General features: G+C 71.0%; 17 protein-coding genes. 14 read left to right on the plus strand and 3 right to left on the minus strand.

Going from position 1 to position 17,686, the window contains the following annotated elements; all coding sequences use genetic code 11:
- Positions 1-71 precede the first annotated feature (71 nt).
- The 4 genes from AB1046_RS22080 (at position 72) to AB1046_RS22095 (ending at position 6,490) form a co-directional block, all read left to right on the plus strand.
- The gene (locus AB1046_RS22080) at positions 72-1,886 is read left to right on the plus strand and encodes an ABC transporter substrate-binding protein (protein ID WP_369371427.1); all 1,815 of its coding nucleotides are present in this window, start codon (positions 72-74) and stop codon (positions 1,884-1,886) included.
- Between the two features lie 210 nt (positions 1,887-2,096).
- Positions 2,097-3,617: an ABC transporter permease gene (locus AB1046_RS22085; RefSeq protein WP_369371428.1), complete on the plus strand. Its 1,521-nt coding sequence runs from the start codon at positions 2,097-2,099 to the stop codon at positions 3,615-3,617.
- A gap of 27 nt (positions 3,618-3,644) precedes the next feature.
- Positions 3,645-4,643 (plus strand): ABC transporter permease, encoded by a 999-nt coding sequence (locus AB1046_RS22090; RefSeq protein ID WP_369371429.1) that lies wholly within the window; start codon positions 3,645-3,647, stop codon positions 4,641-4,643.
- A gap of 2 nt (positions 4,644-4,645) precedes the next feature.
- A complete protein-coding gene (locus AB1046_RS22095) occupies positions 4,646-6,490 on the plus strand; it encodes an ABC transporter ATP-binding protein (RefSeq protein WP_369371430.1) in 1,845 nt (614 codons plus the stop codon).
- A gap of 75 nt (positions 6,491-6,565) precedes the next feature.
- On the opposite strand, the gene AB1046_RS22100 is transcribed toward AB1046_RS22095, so the two are convergent.
- Positions 6,566-7,519: a hypothetical protein gene (locus tag AB1046_RS22100; RefSeq protein ID WP_369371431.1), complete on the minus strand. Its 954-nt coding sequence runs from the start codon at positions 7,517-7,519 to the stop codon at positions 6,566-6,568.
- Between the two features lie 99 nt (positions 7,520-7,618).
- The gene (gene dapD / locus AB1046_RS22105; protein ID WP_369371432.1) at positions 7,619-8,566 is read right to left on the minus strand and encodes a 2,3,4,5-tetrahydropyridine-2,6-dicarboxylate N-succinyltransferase; all 948 of its coding nucleotides are present in this window, start codon (positions 8,564-8,566) and stop codon (positions 7,619-7,621) included.
- Between the two features lie 44 nt (positions 8,567-8,610).
- On the opposite strand from dapD, the gene dapE reads away from it, so the two are divergent.
- The 4 genes from dapE (at position 8,611) to AB1046_RS22125 (ending at position 11,846) form a co-directional block, all read left to right on the plus strand.
- A complete protein-coding gene (dapE, locus tag AB1046_RS22110; protein WP_369371433.1) occupies positions 8,611-9,738 on the plus strand; it encodes a succinyl-diaminopimelate desuccinylase in 1,128 nt (375 codons plus the stop codon).
- Between the two features lie 9 nt (positions 9,739-9,747).
- Entirely contained in the window at positions 9,748-10,602 is an 855-nt protein-coding gene (locus AB1046_RS22115) for a TIGR00730 family Rossman fold protein (RefSeq protein WP_369371434.1), read from the plus strand.
- Positions 10,603-11,526, plus strand: coding sequence for a dihydropteroate synthase (folP, locus tag AB1046_RS22120; RefSeq protein WP_369371435.1), 924 nt, complete (start codon positions 10,603-10,605; stop codon positions 11,524-11,526).
- Between the two features lie 143 nt (positions 11,527-11,669).
- Positions 11,670-11,846, plus strand: a complete 177-nt coding sequence (locus AB1046_RS22125) for a DUF3117 domain-containing protein (RefSeq protein ID WP_369371436.1) — start codon at positions 11,670-11,672, stop codon at positions 11,844-11,846.
- Between the two features lie 63 nt (positions 11,847-11,909).
- Here the strand turns inward: AB1046_RS22125 and AB1046_RS22130 are convergent, their stop codons facing one another.
- Positions 11,910-12,641 (minus strand): O-methyltransferase, encoded by a 732-nt coding sequence (locus tag AB1046_RS22130; protein ID WP_369371437.1) that lies wholly within the window; start codon positions 12,639-12,641, stop codon positions 11,910-11,912.
- Positions 12,642-12,657: 16 nt separating this feature from the next.
- Between AB1046_RS22130 and sigE the strand changes: the two genes are divergently transcribed.
- Genes sigE through AB1046_RS22160 form a run of 6 tightly spaced genes read left to right on the plus strand, consistent with a single transcriptional unit; the run spans position 12,658 to position 17,678 of the window.
- Positions 12,658-13,266, plus strand: coding sequence for an RNA polymerase sigma factor SigE (gene sigE, locus AB1046_RS22135; RefSeq protein ID WP_369371438.1), 609 nt, complete (start codon positions 12,658-12,660; stop codon positions 13,264-13,266).
- Entirely contained in the window at positions 13,263-14,216 is a 954-nt protein-coding gene (locus tag AB1046_RS22140; RefSeq protein WP_369371439.1) for a zf-HC2 domain-containing protein, read from the plus strand. The genes sigE and AB1046_RS22140 overlap by 4 nt, the downstream gene beginning before the upstream one ends.
- Positions 14,213-15,577, plus strand: coding sequence for a S1C family serine protease (locus AB1046_RS22145; RefSeq protein ID WP_369371440.1), 1,365 nt, complete (start codon positions 14,213-14,215; stop codon positions 15,575-15,577). Before AB1046_RS22140 ends, AB1046_RS22145 begins: the two co-directional genes overlap by 4 nt.
- Before the next feature lie 55 nt (positions 15,578-15,632).
- Positions 15,633-16,010, plus strand: a complete 378-nt coding sequence (locus AB1046_RS22150) for a twin-arginine translocase TatA/TatE family subunit (protein ID WP_369371441.1) — start codon at positions 15,633-15,635, stop codon at positions 16,008-16,010.
- A 40-nt stretch (positions 16,011-16,050) separates the two neighbouring features.
- Positions 16,051-17,124, plus strand: a complete 1,074-nt coding sequence (gene trpS, locus AB1046_RS22155; protein WP_369371442.1) for a tryptophan--tRNA ligase — start codon at positions 16,051-16,053, stop codon at positions 17,122-17,124.
- Positions 17,121-17,678: a 2'-5' RNA ligase family protein gene (locus AB1046_RS22160; protein WP_369371443.1), complete on the plus strand. Its 558-nt coding sequence runs from the start codon at positions 17,121-17,123 to the stop codon at positions 17,676-17,678. The genes trpS and AB1046_RS22160 overlap by 4 nt, the downstream gene beginning before the upstream one ends.
- The last annotated feature ends 8 nt before the right edge of the window (positions 17,679-17,686 follow it).

Genomic DNA, 17,686 nt, shown 5'->3' on the forward strand with positions numbered 1-17,686 from the left:
TCTCAATCGTCAGCGCGCGCTGCGGCGCGCAGGCTGGCAGCCCGCCATCGGCATCCCCTTGAGGAGGAACATTGAAGATCAGGCGACTGAGCGCCGCCGTTGCGGTGGCCGCCACGAGCGCGCTGCTGTTCTCGGCGTGCACCAGCCCGGCGGGCAGCGATGACCCGGCTGACGGGGAGTCCACTGCGTCCTCGGCTTCGGCCGACGGCCCGTGCAAGGCCGATCTCGGCGAGGTCACCACCGCCGACGGGGAGGTCCGGGTGTCTGTCGAGGACGAGTTCCTCGGCTACAACTCCAACACCCCGGAGACCTACTCCGTCTACAACAGCGCGGTCACCGAGCGCCTGTTCGGCAACTTCTGGTACTTCGGCGACGACGGCTCCATCTGCACCGACGAGGAGTGGGGCACCTACGAGGCCGTGACCGAGGACCCGCTGCAGGTCCAGTACACCCTCAATGACGAGGCGGTCTGGTCGGACGGCACGCCGATCACCTACGCGGACTACCTGCTCGACTGGGCCACTCAGGCGATCACCGAGGACGGCACGGTCACGGACGACGGCTCCGAGACGCCGCTCTTCAACCACATCTCCGGCCTGACGCTGGGCGACTACGTCCCCGCCGGCCCGCAGGCGGACTCCCCGGACGCCAAGACGTTCACGTACGACTACGAGCGTGTGTACGCCGACTGGAAGATCCAGATCGGCTCGCCGTTCCCGGCGCACGTCGTCGCCGAGCAGGTGGGCATCACCACCGAGGAGCTCGTCACCGCCATCCAGGACCTCGACCTGGACGTCCTGGAGCAGGCCGCAGAGTTCTGGGACACGGGCTGGCTGTCGCAGCCGGGCCAGGTCCCGGACCCGGCGATCACCCCCGTCAGCAGCCAGTACAACTTCAAGGCCGACGGCTGGGAAGCCGGTCAGTACATCACTCTTGAGGCGAACACCGAGTACTGGGGCACGCCTGCCGCCACGCAGGAGCTCACGTTCCGCTTTGTCGCCGCGGACGCGCAGATCCAGGCGCTCGCCAACGGTGACCTGGACGCGATCAACCCGAACGGCCCGACCGTCGACACGACGACGCAGCTCGAGCAGCTCGGCAACTCGGTCACGGTTGACACCAACCAGACCCTGACCTGGGAGCACCTCGACTTCAACTTCAACTCCGGCATCTTCGCCGAGAGCCTGGAGGCCCGTGAGGCGTTCGCGCTCTGCGTGCCGCGCCAGAAGATCGTGGACGACCTGATCGCGCCGATCGACCCCGAGGCCGTCGTCATGGACGCCCGCGAGGTCTTCCCGTTCCAGGACAACTACGCGGACGTCGTGGAGCAGTCCTACGACGGCCGGTACGACGCTGTTGACCTCGACGCCGCCACGGAGCAGTTCGCCGCTGCCGGCCTCGAGGACGGTGTGGAGGTCCGGATCGGCTACGCCGCGCCGAACCCGCGCCGTGCCGCCGAGGTCGAGGCCATCAAGGCCTCGTGCGACCAGGTGGGCTTCAACATCGTCGACTCCGCTGCGCCGGACTTCTTCGACCAGGACCTGCCGAACGGTGACTACGAGGTAGCGCTGTTCGCCTGGGCCGGCTCGGGCCAGATCGCCTCGGGTCAGAACATCTACGGCACGGACCAGCCGCAGAACTACGGTGGCTACTCCGACGAGACCGTCGATGCGGCATGGGAGACCCTGGCCTCGACCACGGACGAGGCGGTGCACGCCGAGCAGATCGTGATCATCGAGACGCAGCTGTGGGACACGCTCTTCGGTATCCCGCTGTTCGCCCACCCGGGTGTGATCGCCAGCAGCTCGAGCCTGGAGAACGTGCGCAACACCGCCGCCCAGAGCGGCGTCGTGTGGAACGCCGAGCAGTGGGCCCGCGCCTCCTGACGCGAGCCTGACGCAAGTCCTGCGGGGAAGGGAGCGCCTGTTCCCTTCCCCGCAGGGCTGTTCGCCACCATGCTGTTTGCCGGCACCCAGGATTATTTCCGGGCCTGACCAGGGTCGATGGCGGCAATTTTCATCCGGTGTCCTATAGTGACACGCTGATCGCTTTCCCCAGCAGACGCCGTGCTGCGTCCGCCTCGAAGGGTCCACCCCGTGCTCAAGTTCATCCTCCGGCGCATCGGCGTCTCGGCGCTCGTGCTGCTCGGCGCCTCATTGCTCATGTTCATCCTGACCATCAACTCAGGCGATCCCCTCGGGGACCTCCGGGAGTCGAACGACCCGAACCGCGCGCAGCTCATGGCCGAGCGCACCGAGCGGTTGCGGCTCGACGACAATCCGTTGGAGCGCTACTGGGACTGGCTGAGCGGAGTCGGAGGCTGCTTCACCGGCAACTGCGACCTCGGCACGACCATCAACGGCATCGATGTGCTGACCCTGACCCAGCAGGCGGCGTCCTCGACGCTGCGCCTCGTCACGCTGGCCACAGTGCTCGCCATCGTCGTCGGCATCGCGCTCGGCATCCTCACGGCGATCCGCCAGTACTCGGGCTTCGACTACACGATCACGTTCAGCGCGTTCCTCTTCTTCTCGCTCCCGGTGTTCTGGGCCGCGACCCTGCTCAAGGAGTACGCGGCCATCCAGTACAACAACTGGATAGTCGTGGGCCAGTACGCGCCACTGACCATCGTGGTCGTCGCGCTGCTGGCGGGATTCCTGCTCCAGGCGGTGCTCGGTGGAACGCGCAGACGCCGGCTCGTCACGGGGGCTGTCACGTTCGCCTTCGTGGCCGTGCTGCTCTTCGTCTTCAACGCGCTCGACTGGTGGCGCCACCCGATGTTCGGCATCGGCGGTGTGCTGGCGGTCTCGGCTGCGGCAGGTGTGCTCGTCGCCGCCCTGGTCGCCGGCCTGCGCAACCGGCGGGTGCTCTACGCGGCGCTCACCACCGCCGTCGTCGGGACGATCGCCTACTTGCTCACCGCCCCGCTGCTGGTCAATGAACCGTCCTGGCTGCTGCTCGCTGTGCTCTTTGTGGTGTCGGTCCTGGTCTCGGTAGCCATCGGTTTCGCCTGGGGTGGTTACACACGCAAGCAGGCAATGATCGTCACCGGCATCACGGGAGTCATCACGAGCATCATGGTCGTGGCCGACATCCTCATCGCGCACTGGGCCAGCTTCCTGAGCATCAAGTCGCGCCCCATCTCGACGATCGGCTCGCAGACGCCGAACTTCACCGGTGAGTTCTGGGAGCAGGCGCTCGACATCGGCACGCAGATTCTGCTGCCGACCATCCTGCTCACCCTCGTCTCGGTGGCCACGCACTCCCGCTACACCCGCTCCTCCATGCTCGAGACGCTTAACCAGGACTACGTGCGCACCGCACGCTCGAAGGGCCTGTCCGAGCGCGAGGTCATCGTCAAGCACGCGTTCCGCAACGCGCTGATCCCGATCACTACGATCGTCGCGTTCGACTTCGCCGCCCTCATCGGCGGCGCGATCATCACCGAGCAGGTATTCGGCTGGAAGGGCATGGGTGCGTTGTTCCAGGACGGCCTGCGCGCAGTCGACCCCGGTCCGGTCATGGCGTTCTTCCTGGTCACGGGCATCGCGGCCGTGCTGATGAACCTGGTGGCAGACATCGCGTACGCGGCCCTCGACCCCCGGATCCGGCGCTGAGCGCGGGCCACGGCAGGAGACACAGACATGAGTGATATCAGGAACAGCAATCCCGGCGGCGAGGACTACGAACCTCAGCTCTCGGCCACCAGCATCGATGCGGTCGGCCTCGCAGCCGGCGGCTCGGCAGCCCCGCTGCCCGGCGAGGACAAGTCCTACAGCCAGGGCCAGCTCGTGGCGCGCCGGTTCTTCCGGCACAAGGCCGCGCTCACCTCGATGATCGTGCTCGGCATCGTGATCATCGTGGCGTTCACCTCCATCGGCATCGGCCCGATCCCGGGTTGGTGGCCCAGGGGCTACACACTCCAGTACGACAGGATCGGCGACGGCGCGCCCAACTGGACCTACCCGTTCGGCCAGGACACCGGCGGCAAGGACTACTTCGCCCTCGTCATGCGCGGCACGCAGTTCTCGCTGATCATCGCGTTCATCGTCGGCATCGTCTCCACTGTCGTGGGCACGCTGATCGGCGCGATCGCCGGCTTCTATCGCGGCTGGGTCGAGTCGATCCTCATGCGGATGACCGACGTCTTCATCATCATCCCGCTGCTCGCGGTCGCCGCCGTCCTCGGGCGGATGGCGGGCGGCGCCGGCATCTGGGTACTGGCCCTCGTGCTGGGCCTGGTCACCTGGACCGGCCTCGCCCGCCTGGTGCGCGGCGAGGTGCTCTCCCTGCGGGAGCGCGACTTCGTGCTCGCCGCGCGGGCCGTGGGCACGGGTCCGTGGCGCATCATCACCCGGCACGTGCTGCCCAACGCGGTCGGCGTGATCATCGTGTCCGCGACGCTCTCGATCTCCAGCGCGATCCTGCTGGAGACCTCGCTGAGCTTCCTCGGCTTCGGTGTGCAGGCGCCCGACACCTCGCTCGGCACCCTCATCAACGACTACCAGGCCGCGTTCGCCACCCGGCCGTGGCTGTTCTGGTGGCCCGGCCTGATGATCCTGACGATCGCCCTGTGCGTGAACTTCATCGGCGACGGCCTGCGCGATGCGTTCGACCCCCGCCAGAACCGGACCAAGGACTGAGCATGACCACTGTTGACATCAGCTCTCCCGGTCCCGTCTCGGCGGCCGGCGACGCCGTCCTCTCCTTCGAGGACCTCACCGTCACGTTCAAGACCGAGTTCGGCGAGGTGCACGCGGTCAAGGGCATCGACCTGGAGGTACGCCCCGGGGAGGTCGTCGCGCTCGTGGGCGAGTCCGGTTCGGGCAAGTCCGTCACCTCGATGACGGCGCTCGGGCTGCTGCCCAGCAACGCCCGCGTCGGCGGCGTCATCCGCGTGGGCGACAAGGTGGTGGGCGGCCTGGACGGCCGGGGGCTGCGCAACATGCGCGGCAACGACGTGGCCATGGTGTTCCAGGAGCCCATGACCGCGCTGAACCCCGTGCTCACCATCGGCGACCAGCTCACCGAAGGCCTGCAGCTGCACGGCATCGCCTTCGGCAAGCAGGCCACGGCGCGGGCGGCGGAGCTGCTCGCCATGGTCGGCATCCCCGAGCCGGAGCGCCGGCTCAAGCAGTACCCGCACGAGCTCTCCGGCGGCCAGCGCCAGCGTGTGGTCATCGCGATGGCGATCGCCTGCGACCCCAAGGTGATCATCGCCGACGAGCCCACCACGGCCCTCGACGTGACCGTGCAGGCCGACATCCTCGACCTGCTGCGCTCGCTCAAGGACAAGCTGAACACCGGCATCCTGCTGATCACCCACAACATGGGTGTTGTGGCGGACATGGCCGACCGCGTCGCCGTCATGCTCAAGGGCGATCTCGTGGAGACCGGCACCGCCGACCAGGTGCTCAACCACCCGCGCCACGACTACACGAAGCGCCTGCTGGCCGCCGTGCCCCACCTGGGGTCCGGGCCGGGCCAGTTCGGCGACGTCGCCCCGGTCGTCGCCGCTCCCGAGGACCTGCCCGCGCTCGACCTGGGCAACCTCGTCATCGAGTACCACCGGCTCGGCAAGCCGACGTTCCGGGCCGTCGACGACGTGTCGCTCTCCGTGGCGCAAGGCGAGATCGTGGGCCTCGTGGGCGAGTCGGGCTCCGGCAAGTCCACGATCGCCAAGTGCGCGCTCGGGCTCATCCCGGCCGCGTCGGGCTCGGTCTCCATCCTCGGCAGCGACTTCACGAGGATGCGCGGCAAGGAGCTCAAGGCCATGCGCCGGCGCATCGGTGTTGTGTTCCAGGACCCGGCGTCGTCGCTCAACCCGCGCCTGCCCATCGGCGACGTGATCGCGGAGCCCCTGGTGGTGCACAAGGAGGGCGACGACAAGTCGCGCCGCCGGCGCGTGCTGGAGCTGCTCGACGCCGTCGAGCTGCCGCGCAGCGTCTACAACCGGTACCCGCACGAGCTCTCCGGCGGCCAGCGGCAGCGCGTCAGCATCGCCCGCGCACTGACGCTCGACCCGGAGCTGCTGGTCGCGGACGAGCCGACGTCGGCCCTCGACGTGTCGGTGCAGGCCAACGTGCTGAAGATGTTCACGGCGCTGCAGGAGCGGTACAAGTTCGCCTGCCTGTTTGTGAGCCACGACCTCGCGGTGATCGACCTGCTCGCCCACCGCGTGGTGGTGCTGCAGAACGGCAAGATCGTCGAGCAGGGCCCGCGCGAGGAGGTGCTGCACCACCCCCGCGAGGAGTACACGCAGCGGCTCATCGCGGCCGCACCCGTGCCGGAGCCGCTGGAGCAGCGCCGCCGTCGCGAGGCCCGGCACGCCCTGCTGAACCAGCTCGGCGAGGACGTCGCGGAGCTGCGGGTGGACGACGACTACGAGCGCCCGCGCCCCCGCCAGGACGAGGGCGGCAACCCGTCGGGCCTTACCGGCTTCATGGGCGGTGTAGACGGAGGCGGTGGAGGCGGCGACGGCACCTACTGACCCCGCTTCGTTGTGGGCGTGATCGTTGCGACCATGCGTCCGTTCCAGGCGCAACGATCACGCCCACAACAAAAGCTATTCGGCGGCGTCTACCGTGATGCGGACCTCGCCCGGGGGGAGCTGCGTCTCCGCCGGAGTCCAGGCGGCCTCCTCGCGGAGCCATACCTGCCCGGCCACGTGCACCTCGACCGCCTGCGTGGCGTGCGCCGTCGCGACGGCCCACTGGGCGGTGGCCCAGGCGCCGCGTGCGGGGTCGTCCGGCGCGAGCGGCGTCCCGTCGACGGTCACCGTGGACGACGCCGGGTCCTGCCGGTTCGGGTCCGCCGCGAGCCCCAGGTCGCGGCCCAGGCGGCCCGCCACCACGTCGCGCGCCACGTCCGGGGCGGGCTGGTTGCCTTCGGCCACGGGGGCAAGCTCGCAGGTCAGGGCGCCGGGGGAGTTGCCGGTGAGCGCCGAGGCCCACGCCCGCGACCGCATCTCGTGCTGCGCGTACGCGTCGGGGAAGGCGGAGCGCTGCACGGTCTGCGCGGCGACTGTCACCGCCATGTCCTCGTAACCCTCGACCTCCACCAGCACGTCGTAGAAGGCGTTGATCGAGTACACCGGGTCCATGATCTGCTCGGCAGTGCCCCAGCTCTGCGACGGGCGCTGCTGGAACAGCCCCAGCGAGTCGCGGTCCCCGTAGTCGATGTTGATGAGATCGGACTCCTGCTGGGCCGTGGCCAGCCCGATCGTCGCCGCGCGGGCCGGCAGGTCGCGGGCGAGCGAGATACCCGCCACGAGCGCCGCGTTGTCCGCCTGCTGGGGCGACAGGTACCAGTCGGTGCCGTCGAGATCGGCGGCGCACCGCTCGACGATGGGCCCGGCGCCCGTCAGGCTGTTCAGCGCGACGACGATGCCGACCGTCGCCACCGCGCACACCGACCCGATCACGACGAGGTACTTCAGGGCGCGTCTCACCGGATGCCGGCGGCGGGAGCGGTTGACGTAGGGCGGGGGCGGCGAGCCGACCTCGGCCAGGAGGGTCATGCGTCTTTCCTGTCGTCGGGGGTGAAATCAGGAAGACCGCACAGCATAGTTCGCCCGGTCATCGCCGACGTGAGGGTTAGGTAAGGGGACTGGGGCGCATCAGTTCGCGTGCAGGGCCTCGTTGAGCTCGATCCCGACCCCGGTCCGGTCGAGCACCTCGACGGTCCCGGTGGTGGAGTTGCGGCGGAACAGCAGGTTGCTGCGTCCCGCCAGCTCGCGGGCCTTGACCGCCGCGGTGCCGTCCCCCGTCGGGTCCACCGCGGCGCCCAGCACCGTGACCTTGGTGCCCGCGGTCAGGTACAGCCCGGCCTCGACCACGCAGTCGTCGCCGAGGGGGATGCCCAGGCCCGCGTTGGCGCCGAGGAGGCAGCGCTCGCCGAGCGAGACGACCTCCTTGCCGCCGCCGGACAGGGTGCCCATGATCGAGGCGCCACCGCCGACGTCGGACCCGTCGCCGACCGTGACCCCCGCCGAGATACGGCCCTCGACCATGGACGCGCCGAGCGTGCCCGCGTTGTAGTTGACGAAGCCCTCGTGCATCACCGTGGTGCCCGGGGCGAGGTGGGCGCCGAGCCGGACCCGGTCGGCGTCGGCGATGCGCACGCCCGACGGGATCAGGTAGTCGACCAGGCGGGGGAACTTGTCGACGCCGAACACCGTGACGTGACCACGGGCGCGCAGGCGCAGCCGGGTCTCCTCGAAGCCCGCGACGGCGCACGGGCCCGCGCTGGTCCAGACGACGTTGGTGAGCACGCCGAAGATGCCGTCCATGTTCAGGCCGTGCGGACGCACCTCGCGGGCGGACAGCAGGTGCAGGCGCAGGTAGGCGTCGGAGACGTCCTTGGGCGGGTCGGTGAGGTCGATCTGCGTGGTCACGACCTCCAGCCGCACGCCCCGAACGTCGTCCGTGCCGACGAGCGCGGCGAGAGCCTCGGGCGGGGTGGCGCCGTCCGGCACGTCACCGAGGGCTGGCGCCGGGTACCAGGTGTCGAGAGTGGTGCCGTCGTGGGCGATCGTGGCAAGGCCGAAACCCCATGCGGTCGTCATGCACCCCAGCCTAACGGCCTGCGACGAGCCCCTACGCTTGGCCTGTGGACAACGTGATCGACCCCGCCCTGCTGGACCCCGCCGGTGACGGGTCCGACCTCGTCGCCCTCACCCGGGCCATCTGTGACATCCCGTCCGTCAGCGGCGACGAGAAGGCCCTCGCCGACGCGATCGAGACCCTGCTGCGCGGCTTCCCGCACCTGGAGGTGCTGCGCGACGGCGACGCCCTGGTCGCCCGCACGAGCCTGGGCCGGGACCGGCGCGTGGTCGTGGCCGGCCACATCGACACCGTGCCCGTCGCGGACAACCTGCCCACCCGCCTGGTCGGCGTGGGCGCCGACGCGGAGCTCTGGGGCCGGGGCACCGTCGACATGCTGGGCGGGGTCGCCGTCGCCCTCGCACTTGCCGCCGAGCTCGGCGGGCCGGGCAGCGCGCCCGCGCACGACCTGACGTGGATCTTCTACGACCACGAGGAGGTCGACTCCGCCCTGAACGGCCTGGGCCGCCTCGCGCGCAACCATCCGGAGCTCTTGGCCGGCGACTTCGCGATCCTGGGCGAGCCCTCGAACGCCGGGATCGAGGGCGGCTGCAACGGCACCATGCGCATCGAGGTGCGCACCCGCGGCGTCGCGGCGCACTCCGCGCGGGCGTGGACGGGGGAGAACGCGATCCACGCGGTCGCGCCCGTGCTCGCCCGCCTCGCGGCGTACGAGCCGCGCTCGGTCGAGGTCGACGGCCTGGTCTACCGCGAGGGCCTCAACGCCGTGCGGATCGAGGGCGGCATCGCGGGCAACGTGATCCCCGACGCGTGCACGGTAGAGGTGAACTACCGGTTCGCGCCGTCCCGCTCCGTCGAGGAGGCCGAGGCCCACCTGCGGGAGGTCTTCGAGGGGTTCGACGTCGTGGTGACGGACGCCGCGGGCGGCGCGCGGCCGGGCCTCGACGACCCGCTGGCCGCACAGTTCGTGCAGTCGGTGCTGGCCACCACCGGCGGCGAGCCCGCCCCGAAGTACGGCTGGACCGACGTCGCCCGGTTCTCCGCGCTCGGAGTCCCGGCCGTCAACTTCGGCCCGGGCGACCCGCTGCTTGCGCACAAGGACGACGAGCACCTTCCGGTGGCGCAGCTCGCGCAGTGCCGGGACGCGCTGCGAGCCTGGCTGCTCGGCGGATAGTTTGGTCGCATGAGCGACGACGGCATTCCACAGTCCGGCCGCGGGTACCGCCGCGGTCCGGTACTGCTGCGCGGGAACCAGATCCCGAAGACCACCACGGACCAGCGGCTCCTCGCGCCGGACCAGGAGGCGGACTGGCTGCACAGCGACCCGTGGCGCGTGATGCGCATCCAGAGCGAGTTCGTCGAGGGTTTCGGCGCCCTGGCGGAGCTCGGGCAGGCGGTCTCCGTGTTCGGCTCGGCGCGGACCAAGCCGGGCCACCAGGACTACCGCGCGGGCGAGACCGTGGGCCGGCTCCTGGTGGAGGCCGGGTACGCCGTCATCACCGGTGGCGGGCCGGGCATCATGGAGGCCGCAAACAAGGGCGCCGCCGAAGCAGGCGGTACCTCGGTGGGGCTCGGAATCGAGCTGCCCTTCGAACAGGGCGTCAACGAGTATGTCAATCTCGGCATCAACTTCAGGTACTTCTTCGCGCGAAAGACCATGTTCCTGAAGTACGCACAGGGATTCATCGTGATGCCCGGGGGATTCGGCACCTTCGACGAGCTCTTCGAAGCGGTCACCCTGGTTCAGACGCACAAGGTGACACAGTTCCCGCTAGTCCTGGTGGGTAAGGAGTACTGGGGCGGTCTCCTGGAGTGGATCCGGTCGACGGCGCTGGCGCACGGCACCATAAGCGAGGTCGACCTCGACATCCTCTACCTCACCGACGACCCCGCCGAGGCCGTGCGGCACGTCGTGGAGCGCGCCCACCAGATCGCTGCCGAGCACGCGGCGCTGCAGGCGGCCGCGGCGGCGGAGCGGGCGACCGAAGACGCCGTGCAGGAAGGGCAGGAGCTGCACAGCACCCTGGGCGGCGCGTAGGTGGACGGTCCGGACACCGGCGACACCCCCGTGCCCCGGGCATCCGCGCCGCTGGTGCTGCGCGGGCGGGAAGTAGGGCACGACGGGGCTGCGGTGCGCCCCGTCGTGATGGCGGTGCTGAACCGCACCACCGACTCGTTCTACGCCCCGGCCCGGGTGCCCGACGACGCCTCGGCGCTGGCCGTCGCGGAGCGCGCGTTCGCGGACGGCGCCGAGATCCTCGACGTCGGCGGCGTCCGGGCCGGCAACGGTGCGCCGGTGGACGAGGCCGAGGAGATCCGCCGCGTCGTGCCGTTCGTGGCGGCGGTCCGGCGCACCCTGCCCGACCTCCTGGTCTCGGTCGACACCTGGCGCGCCGGGGTGGCCCGCGCGGCGATCGACGCGGGCGCGGACCTGATCAACGACACCTGGGCGGGCCACGACCGCGGCCTGGTCGAGGTGGCGGGAGCGGCCGGCGTCGGCGTCGTCTGCTCGCACACGGGCGGGGCGGTGCCGCGCACCGACCCCTACCGCGTGGAGTACCCCGACGGGCTGGTGGCCGACGTCGTGACGACCCTGCGGGCCGCGGCCGAGCGGGCGGTGGCCTGCGGGGTGCCGCGCGCTTCGGTGCTCGTGGACCCGACCCACGACTTCGGCAAGAACACCTGGCACTCCCTGCATCTGCTGCGCAGCACGGGCGCGCTGGCCGGGCTCGGCTTTCCGCTGCTCATGGCGTTGTCCCGCAAGGACTTCGTGGGGGAGACGCTCGACCTTCCGCCCGAGGAACGCCTGGAGGGAACGCTCGCCGCGACGGCGGTCGCCGCGTGGCTCGGCGCACGCGTGTTCCGCACCCACGACGTGGTCGCCACCCGCCGCGTTCTCGACCTCGTGGCGGCCGTCCGCGACGAGGCACCACCCGCCGCCGCCCTGCGTGGACTCGCCTGATCCGGTGCGGTCGGGTAGGGGGCGACGAATGGGCGCGTGGAAAGTAAGGGGCGCCAATTGAACTAGAATGGCTCCGTGCCCTCGGCGTTCGCCGGGAACATGAATGCCGCTACACACCGGACAACGGAATGGGAGAGCCACACATGGCTGCGATGAAGCCGCGAACGGGTGACGGACCGCTCGAGGTCACCAAGGAGGGGCGCGGCATCGTCATGCGTGTGCCGCTCGAGGGCGGCGGTCGGCTCGTCGTCGAGCTCAACGCGACCGAGGCGAGCGAGCTCGGGGACGCTCTCCAGACCGTCGTCGCGCCCAGTGCCTGACTCAGGCGACAAATAAAGCAGAGCCGCCTGGCCGTCCGTCGCGGGCTCCGGCCCACCGGCGGGTCAGCGGCGGACGGCCAGCAGCAGCCCGTCCCCGCTCGGCAGCATGGCAGGCAGCACCCGCTCGTCGTTGCGCAGCGTCCGGCCCACCTCACGCACCACGGTGGTGAGCTCGTCGCGGCGGGCAGGGTCTGCCACCCGGTCCCGCAGCAGGGCGCCGTCGATCGCGAGCACCCCGCCCGGTCGCAGCAGCCGCAGGGCCTCGGTCACGTACTCGGGGTACGCGAGCGGGTCGCTCGCCACGAGCACCAGGTCGTAGGCGCCGTCCGCGAGCCGGGGCAGCACGTCACCGGGCCGCCCGGGGATGATCCGGGTGCGCTGCGGGGCGACGCCGTCCTCGGCGAACGCCGTGCGCGCCGCCCGCTGGTGCTCCACCTCGCGGTCGATGGTGGTGAGCTGGCCGTCGTAGGGCATACCGCGCAGCAGCCAGAGCGACGCCACGCCGGCTCCGGTGCCGACCTCCACCACCGCGTGCGCGTTGGTGGCGGCGGCCAGGACCCGCAGCACCGCGCCGACGCCGGGCAGCACCGCGGGGCAGCCCAGCTCCGAGGCGCGTTCGCGGGCACGCAGCAGCACCTCGTCCTCGGGGACGAATGCCTCGCTGTAGACCCAGGCCGCGACCTTGCCGTGGCCGGACGGCTCCGCTGTGCTGATGGCTACCTCCGCTGGACCCGTACAGATGTGTACATCACGTGCGGCGTCAGGGTACAGCCCGGGGAACGACTGGGCTTCCATGCGCGTTGAGAGGACGATGACTTCTGTGAGCACGCGTGCACCAGCAGATGCAAGCGCGTCGGTACCCTCCGGGACCGGCGCCGTCGACATGCCGTGGCAGCCGCCGACGTGGGAGGAGATCGTGCGTGAGCACTCCGCCCGCGTCTATCGCCTCGCCTACCGGCTGACCGGCAACAAGCCGGATGCCGAGGACCTGACGCAGGAGACCTTCATCCGGGTGTTCCGCTCGCTGTCCAGCTATACGCCGGGCACGTTCGAGGGCTGGCTGCACCGCATCACCACCAACCTGTTCCTGGACCAGGCGCGCCGCAAGAAGCGGATCCGCATGGAGGCGATGGGGGACGACGACGGCCACGTGGCCGACACCGGCGACTTCGGCCGCCCGGAGCGCGGGTACGAGCACGCGAACCTGGACCAGGACGTGCAGAAGGCGCTCGACGCGCTGCGCCCCGAGTACCGCGCCGCCGTCGTGCTGTGCGACATCGAGGGTCTGAGCTACGAGGAGATCGCTGTGACGCTGGGCGTCAAGCTCGGCACCGTGCGCTCCCGTATCCACCGGGCCCGCGCTCAGCTCCGCGACGCGCTGGAGCACCTGGCGCCGACACGCGGGGGTGTTGTGCGATGAGCGCCCACCTCGGCGACCTCGTCAGCGCGCTGGCCGACGGTCAGCTCTCCCCGGCGGACACCGAGCGGGCCCTGTCCCACGTGACGATGTGCCGGCTGTGCGCCCGCGAGCTGGACATCGCCCGCGCGGCCCGGCGAGCGCTCTCGTCCGCGGCCGACGTGGTGCCCGACCCGGCCCTCACCGCGCGGCTGATGGCGCTCCAGGCGAGCATCCCGCCTACCGACGACGATCCGCTGCGCCGCCCGTTCCTCGGCCCCGACCCGCTGTCCACCCCCGTGTGGCAGACGTCGGCGTTCGACGGCGGCGATGCGTTCTCCGGCCGGCTCGACCGCCCGGCGCGCCGTCGACGGGCCACGCGGATCACCGCGCTCGGTATGGGCGGCGTGGGCGTGCTGGGGCTGGCGCTCTTCACGCTCGGCGACGTTCCCGTCGTGTCCCCGCAGCTCTCCGCGCAGACCAGCATGACGATGCTCGGCCGCACGGGCTCGGACACGGTAGCGGCCGGCGAGGACGTGCTCGCGGGGCTTGATGCGGCGCCCGGCGAGCGTACTTCCGCGGCGCTCGACTGGGCCGCGGACAACGGCTGGGTGGTGCCGGCCGACCTGCCTGACGGGTACACGGTCACGGCCATGCGCCTGGTGGGCGACCAGGGCCAGACGCTGGAGATCGACCTGGCCGGCCCCTCGGGCCACGCGGTGGTCCGGGAACGCCCCGGGCAGCTGGCCGAGGACGGCAAGGGCGCCGCCGGTGACGTGCAGGTGCTCGCCACCGAGCCGGTCCACGTGGCGTGGCAGTCGGACGACATGGTGGTCGACGTCGTCGCGGACGCCCCCGAGGACGTGCTGGCCAAGCTCGTGGCATCGTTCGGCGAGGATGGCTACGATGCCGGGGTCCTGCCGCGAATCGCCCGCGGGTGGAACACCGTGACAGGAGCCATCGAGAGCCCATGACCGACGAGAACCCGTTCGCGCCGCCCACGCCGCGCGCAGCAGCGCCCTCCGCGAACGAGTCGTCGTCGACTCCGCCTGCGGCCTCCCCGCCCGTGCCCGTCGGAACACCGGACGAGCGGACGCCGGATGCCGCCGCCGGGTCGACCACCGAACACACCACCGCACACACCACCGAACACACCACCGAACACACCACCGCGCAGCTTCCGGCCCAGCCGACCGACCAGCCCGCCGCGGCGCAGGCCAGCCGGTCCCGGCGGGGCCGGCTCGGTGCGCGGGCCGTGGCCGCCGTCGTGCTGGTGGGGCTGCTCGCGGGTGCGGGCGGTGGCTTCGGCGCCTACGCGCTGCTGGACGCCCAGCAGAACGCGCGCCCGGCGAGCGCCGACCTGCCGCAGCCCGCGGCCGGCGCCACCCAGGTGCAGCGCCCCGAGGGTTCGGTGGCCGCCATCGCCGCCGCGGCGCTGCCGAGCGTGGTCTCGATCGAGGTGCGGGCCCAGCAGGGTGTCGCCACGGGCTCGGGCATGATCCTCCGGGAGAACGGCTACATCCTCACGAACAACCACGTGGTCGCGGAAGCGGCTGCGGGGGCCGACGTGACCGTCACGTTCGCCGACGGGCACGAGCAGCCCGCGGAGCTCGTGGGCGCGACGCCGGACTACGACCTGGCGGTGATCCGGGTCGACGAGTCGGGTCTGGTGCCGCTGGTGCTGGGCGACTCCGACGACGTGGTCGTGGGCGACTCCGTGCTCGCCGTCGGCTCGCCGCTCGGCCTGGAGGCCACCGTGACCACGGGGATCGTCAGCGCGCTGCACCGCCCGGTGAAGGCGGGGGAGGCCGCCGAGGCGGCCTTCATCGACGCCATCCAGACGGACGCCGCGATCAACCCCGGCAACTCGGGCGGGCCGCTGGTCAACTCGGCGGGCGAGGTGATCGGCATCAACTCCGCCATCGCGCAGGGTCCGGGCACGACCGCCGCGACGGGCAACATCGGGCTCGGCTTCGCCATCCCGTCCAACCAGGCGCGGCACACCGCCGAGCAGCTCATCGAGACGGGCTCCGCCACGTTCCCGATCATCGGCGTGCTCCTCGACCCCGCCTACCAGGGCGAGGGTGTGCGGGTGTCGCTGGAGCCGCAGCAGGGCACTCCGGCGGTCACGCCGGACGGTCCCGCCGACCAGGCGGGCATCGAGCCCGGCGACGTGATCCTCTCGATCGACGGTCGCCCGGTATCCGTGGCCGACGAGCTGATCGTGGCCATCCGGGCCAAGGCGCCGGGCGCCCCGGTGACGCTGCTGGTGCGCTCCGGCAGTGACGAACGCGAGGTCCGCGTCGTCCTGGAAGAGCGGGCAAGCGGCCAGTGATGCGGGTTCATCCGGCGTTCTCCGGCGGGTCGCGCGACGCGAGTAGGCTCTGAGCGTGATCGGCATCAATGGCTGGGAGCTCGTGGTCATCCTGGTGATCGCGATGTTCGTGATCGGCCCCGAGCGGCTGCCCGTCTACGCGGAGCAGCTCGGCAGCCTCGTGCGTCGCGGCCGGGACCTGCTGCAGAGCGCCAAGTCGCGGGTGGACGACGAGCTCGGCCCCGAGTTCAACGACGTCGACTGGTCCAAGCTCGACCCGCGCCAGTACGACCCGCGCAAGATCGTCCGGGACGCCCTGCTCGACGACAGCCCGCCGTCGACGCCCACGCGGTCCGCCGCGGCACGGGCCGCGGAGCAGGACGACAGGCCCACGGCGTCGGCCGGGATGGTCGCGGAACCCGGAAAGGCGCCGTACGACGACGAGGCAACCTGACGATTCGGTGACGGCGCATCGACCTGCCAGAATGTTGGCCATGTCGTCTGAGACCTCGATCGCGGTAGGCACTGGAACGTCCGCCGACCGCCCCTCCGGGAAGCGCATCTTCTCCGGGATGCAGCCCACCGACGGCTCGCTCCACCTGGGCAACTACATCGGCGCCCTGTCGCAGTGGATAGCGCTGCAGGACTCCTACGACGCGCTGTACTGCGTCGTCGACCTGCACGCCCTGACCGTGAACCCCGACCCCGCGCTGCTGCGGGAGCGCACCCGGAGCACCGCCGCGCAGTACCTGGCGGGCGGGATCGACCCCGAGCGGTCCATCCTGTTCGTGCAGTCCCAGGTGGCCGCGCACGCCGAGCTGGCGTGGCTGCTGAGCTGCCAGACCGGGTTCGGCGAGGCCGGGCGCATGACGCAGTTCAAGGACAAGTCGGCGAAGCAGGGCAGCGAGGGCACCACCGTCGGGCTCTTCACCTACCCCGTGCTGATGGCGGCCGACATCCTGCTGTACGACGCGGGTCTGGTCCCCGTGGGCGAGGACCAGCGCCAGCACCTGGAGCTGACCCGGGACCTCGCCACGCGGCTGAACACTCGCTTCGGCGAGGGCACCGCCGTCGTACCGGATGCGCACATCGTCAAGGCCGTCGCGAAGATCCAGGACCTGCAGGACCCGAGCGCCAAGATGAGCAAGTCCAGCGCGGGCGGCAAGGGCGTCGTCTGGCTGCTGGAGGACCCGAAGAAGGCGGTCAAGGCCATCAAGGCGGCAGTGACCGACGCCGACGAGTCGTACGGCGTGCGGTTCGACCCGACCGAGAAGCCGGGCATCTCGAACCTCCTGACCATCTTCTCGGCGGTGACCGGCCGCGACATCGACCACATCGCCAAGGAGTACGACGGCCGCGGTTACGGCTACCTCAAGGTCGACCTGGCCGACGCCGTCGTCGCCTTCCTTGAGCCGTTCCAGGCCCGGGCCAACACCTACCTCGCGGACCCCGCCGAGCTGGACCGCGTGCTGGCCGACGGCGCGGACCGGGCCCGCGCGATCGCCCGCCCCGTGCTGGACCGGATGTATGAGCGGTTCGGCCTGCTCCCTGCCCGAGGCGTGCGGTGAACCTTCCCGAGCGGGAAACCGGCCAGGTCCGCATCGGGATCGCCATCGAGATCCCGGAGCCCTACGCCGCTCAGCTGAGCGCGGCGCGGGTGGCCGCCGACGACCCGCTCGCGAACTTCATCCCCCCGCACATCACGCTGCTGGGGCCCACGCTGCTCGACGCCGGGCGGCTCGCTCAGGCGCGGGGCCACCTCGCGGCCGTGGCCGCCGCCGCGCCGCCCTTCACGGTGCGGTTGCGGGGCACCGCGACGTTCCGGCCGATCTCGCCGGTGGTGTTCGTGGCCCTGGCGCAGGGCATCTCCGAGTGCGAGCAGCTCGAGTCGACGGTGCGGTCGGGGATGCTCGACGGGGAGCTGCGGTTCAACTACCACCCGCACGTGACCATCGCGCACGAGGTGCCCGACGCCGACCTCGACAAGGCTTTCGAGGCGATGGCGGACTACTCCGCCGACTTCGACGTCGACCGGTTCTACCAGTACGAGCACGGCGACGACGGCATCTGGCGCCCCCAGGCCTCGTTCCGCCTCGGATCGGGCGACACGACCCTGGTCTGACGTCTAGG

The organism is Promicromonospora sp. Populi (assembly GCF_041081105.1).
Classification (GTDB): domain Bacteria; phylum Actinomycetota; class Actinomycetes; order Actinomycetales; family Cellulomonadaceae; genus Promicromonospora.

Coding starts and splice junctions, on each gene's coding strand:
- AB1046_RS22125 (WP_369371436.1), top strand. CDS start 11,670: ATGGCTGCGATGAAGCCGCGAACGGGTGACGGACCGCTCGAGGTCACC.
- AB1046_RS22115 (WP_369371434.1), top strand. CDS start 9,748: ATGAGCGACGACGGCATTCCACAGTCCGGCCGCGGGTACCGCCGCGGT.
- AB1046_RS22090 (WP_369371429.1), top strand. CDS start 3,645: ATGAGTGATATCAGGAACAGCAATCCCGGCGGCGAGGACTACGAACCT.
- AB1046_RS22095 (WP_369371430.1), top strand. CDS start 4,646: ATGACCACTGTTGACATCAGCTCTCCCGGTCCCGTCTCGGCGGCCGGC.
- AB1046_RS22145 (WP_369371440.1), top strand. CDS start 14,213: ATGACCGACGAGAACCCGTTCGCGCCGCCCACGCCGCGCGCAGCAGCG.
- sigE (WP_369371438.1), top strand. CDS start 12,658: ATGACTTCTGTGAGCACGCGTGCACCAGCAGATGCAAGCGCGTCGGTA.
- dapD (WP_369371432.1), bottom strand. CDS start 8,566: ATGACGACCGCATGGGGTTTCGGCCTTGCCACGATCGCCCACGACGGC.
- trpS (WP_369371442.1), top strand. CDS start 16,051: ATGTCGTCTGAGACCTCGATCGCGGTAGGCACTGGAACGTCCGCCGAC.
- AB1046_RS22140 (WP_369371439.1), top strand. CDS start 13,263: ATGAGCGCCCACCTCGGCGACCTCGTCAGCGCGCTGGCCGACGGTCAG.
- AB1046_RS22130 (WP_369371437.1), bottom strand. CDS start 12,641: ATGGAAGCCCAGTCGTTCCCCGGGCTGTACCCTGACGCCGCACGTGAT.
- AB1046_RS22100 (WP_369371431.1), bottom strand. CDS start 7,519: ATGACCCTCCTGGCCGAGGTCGGCTCGCCGCCCCCGCCCTACGTCAAC.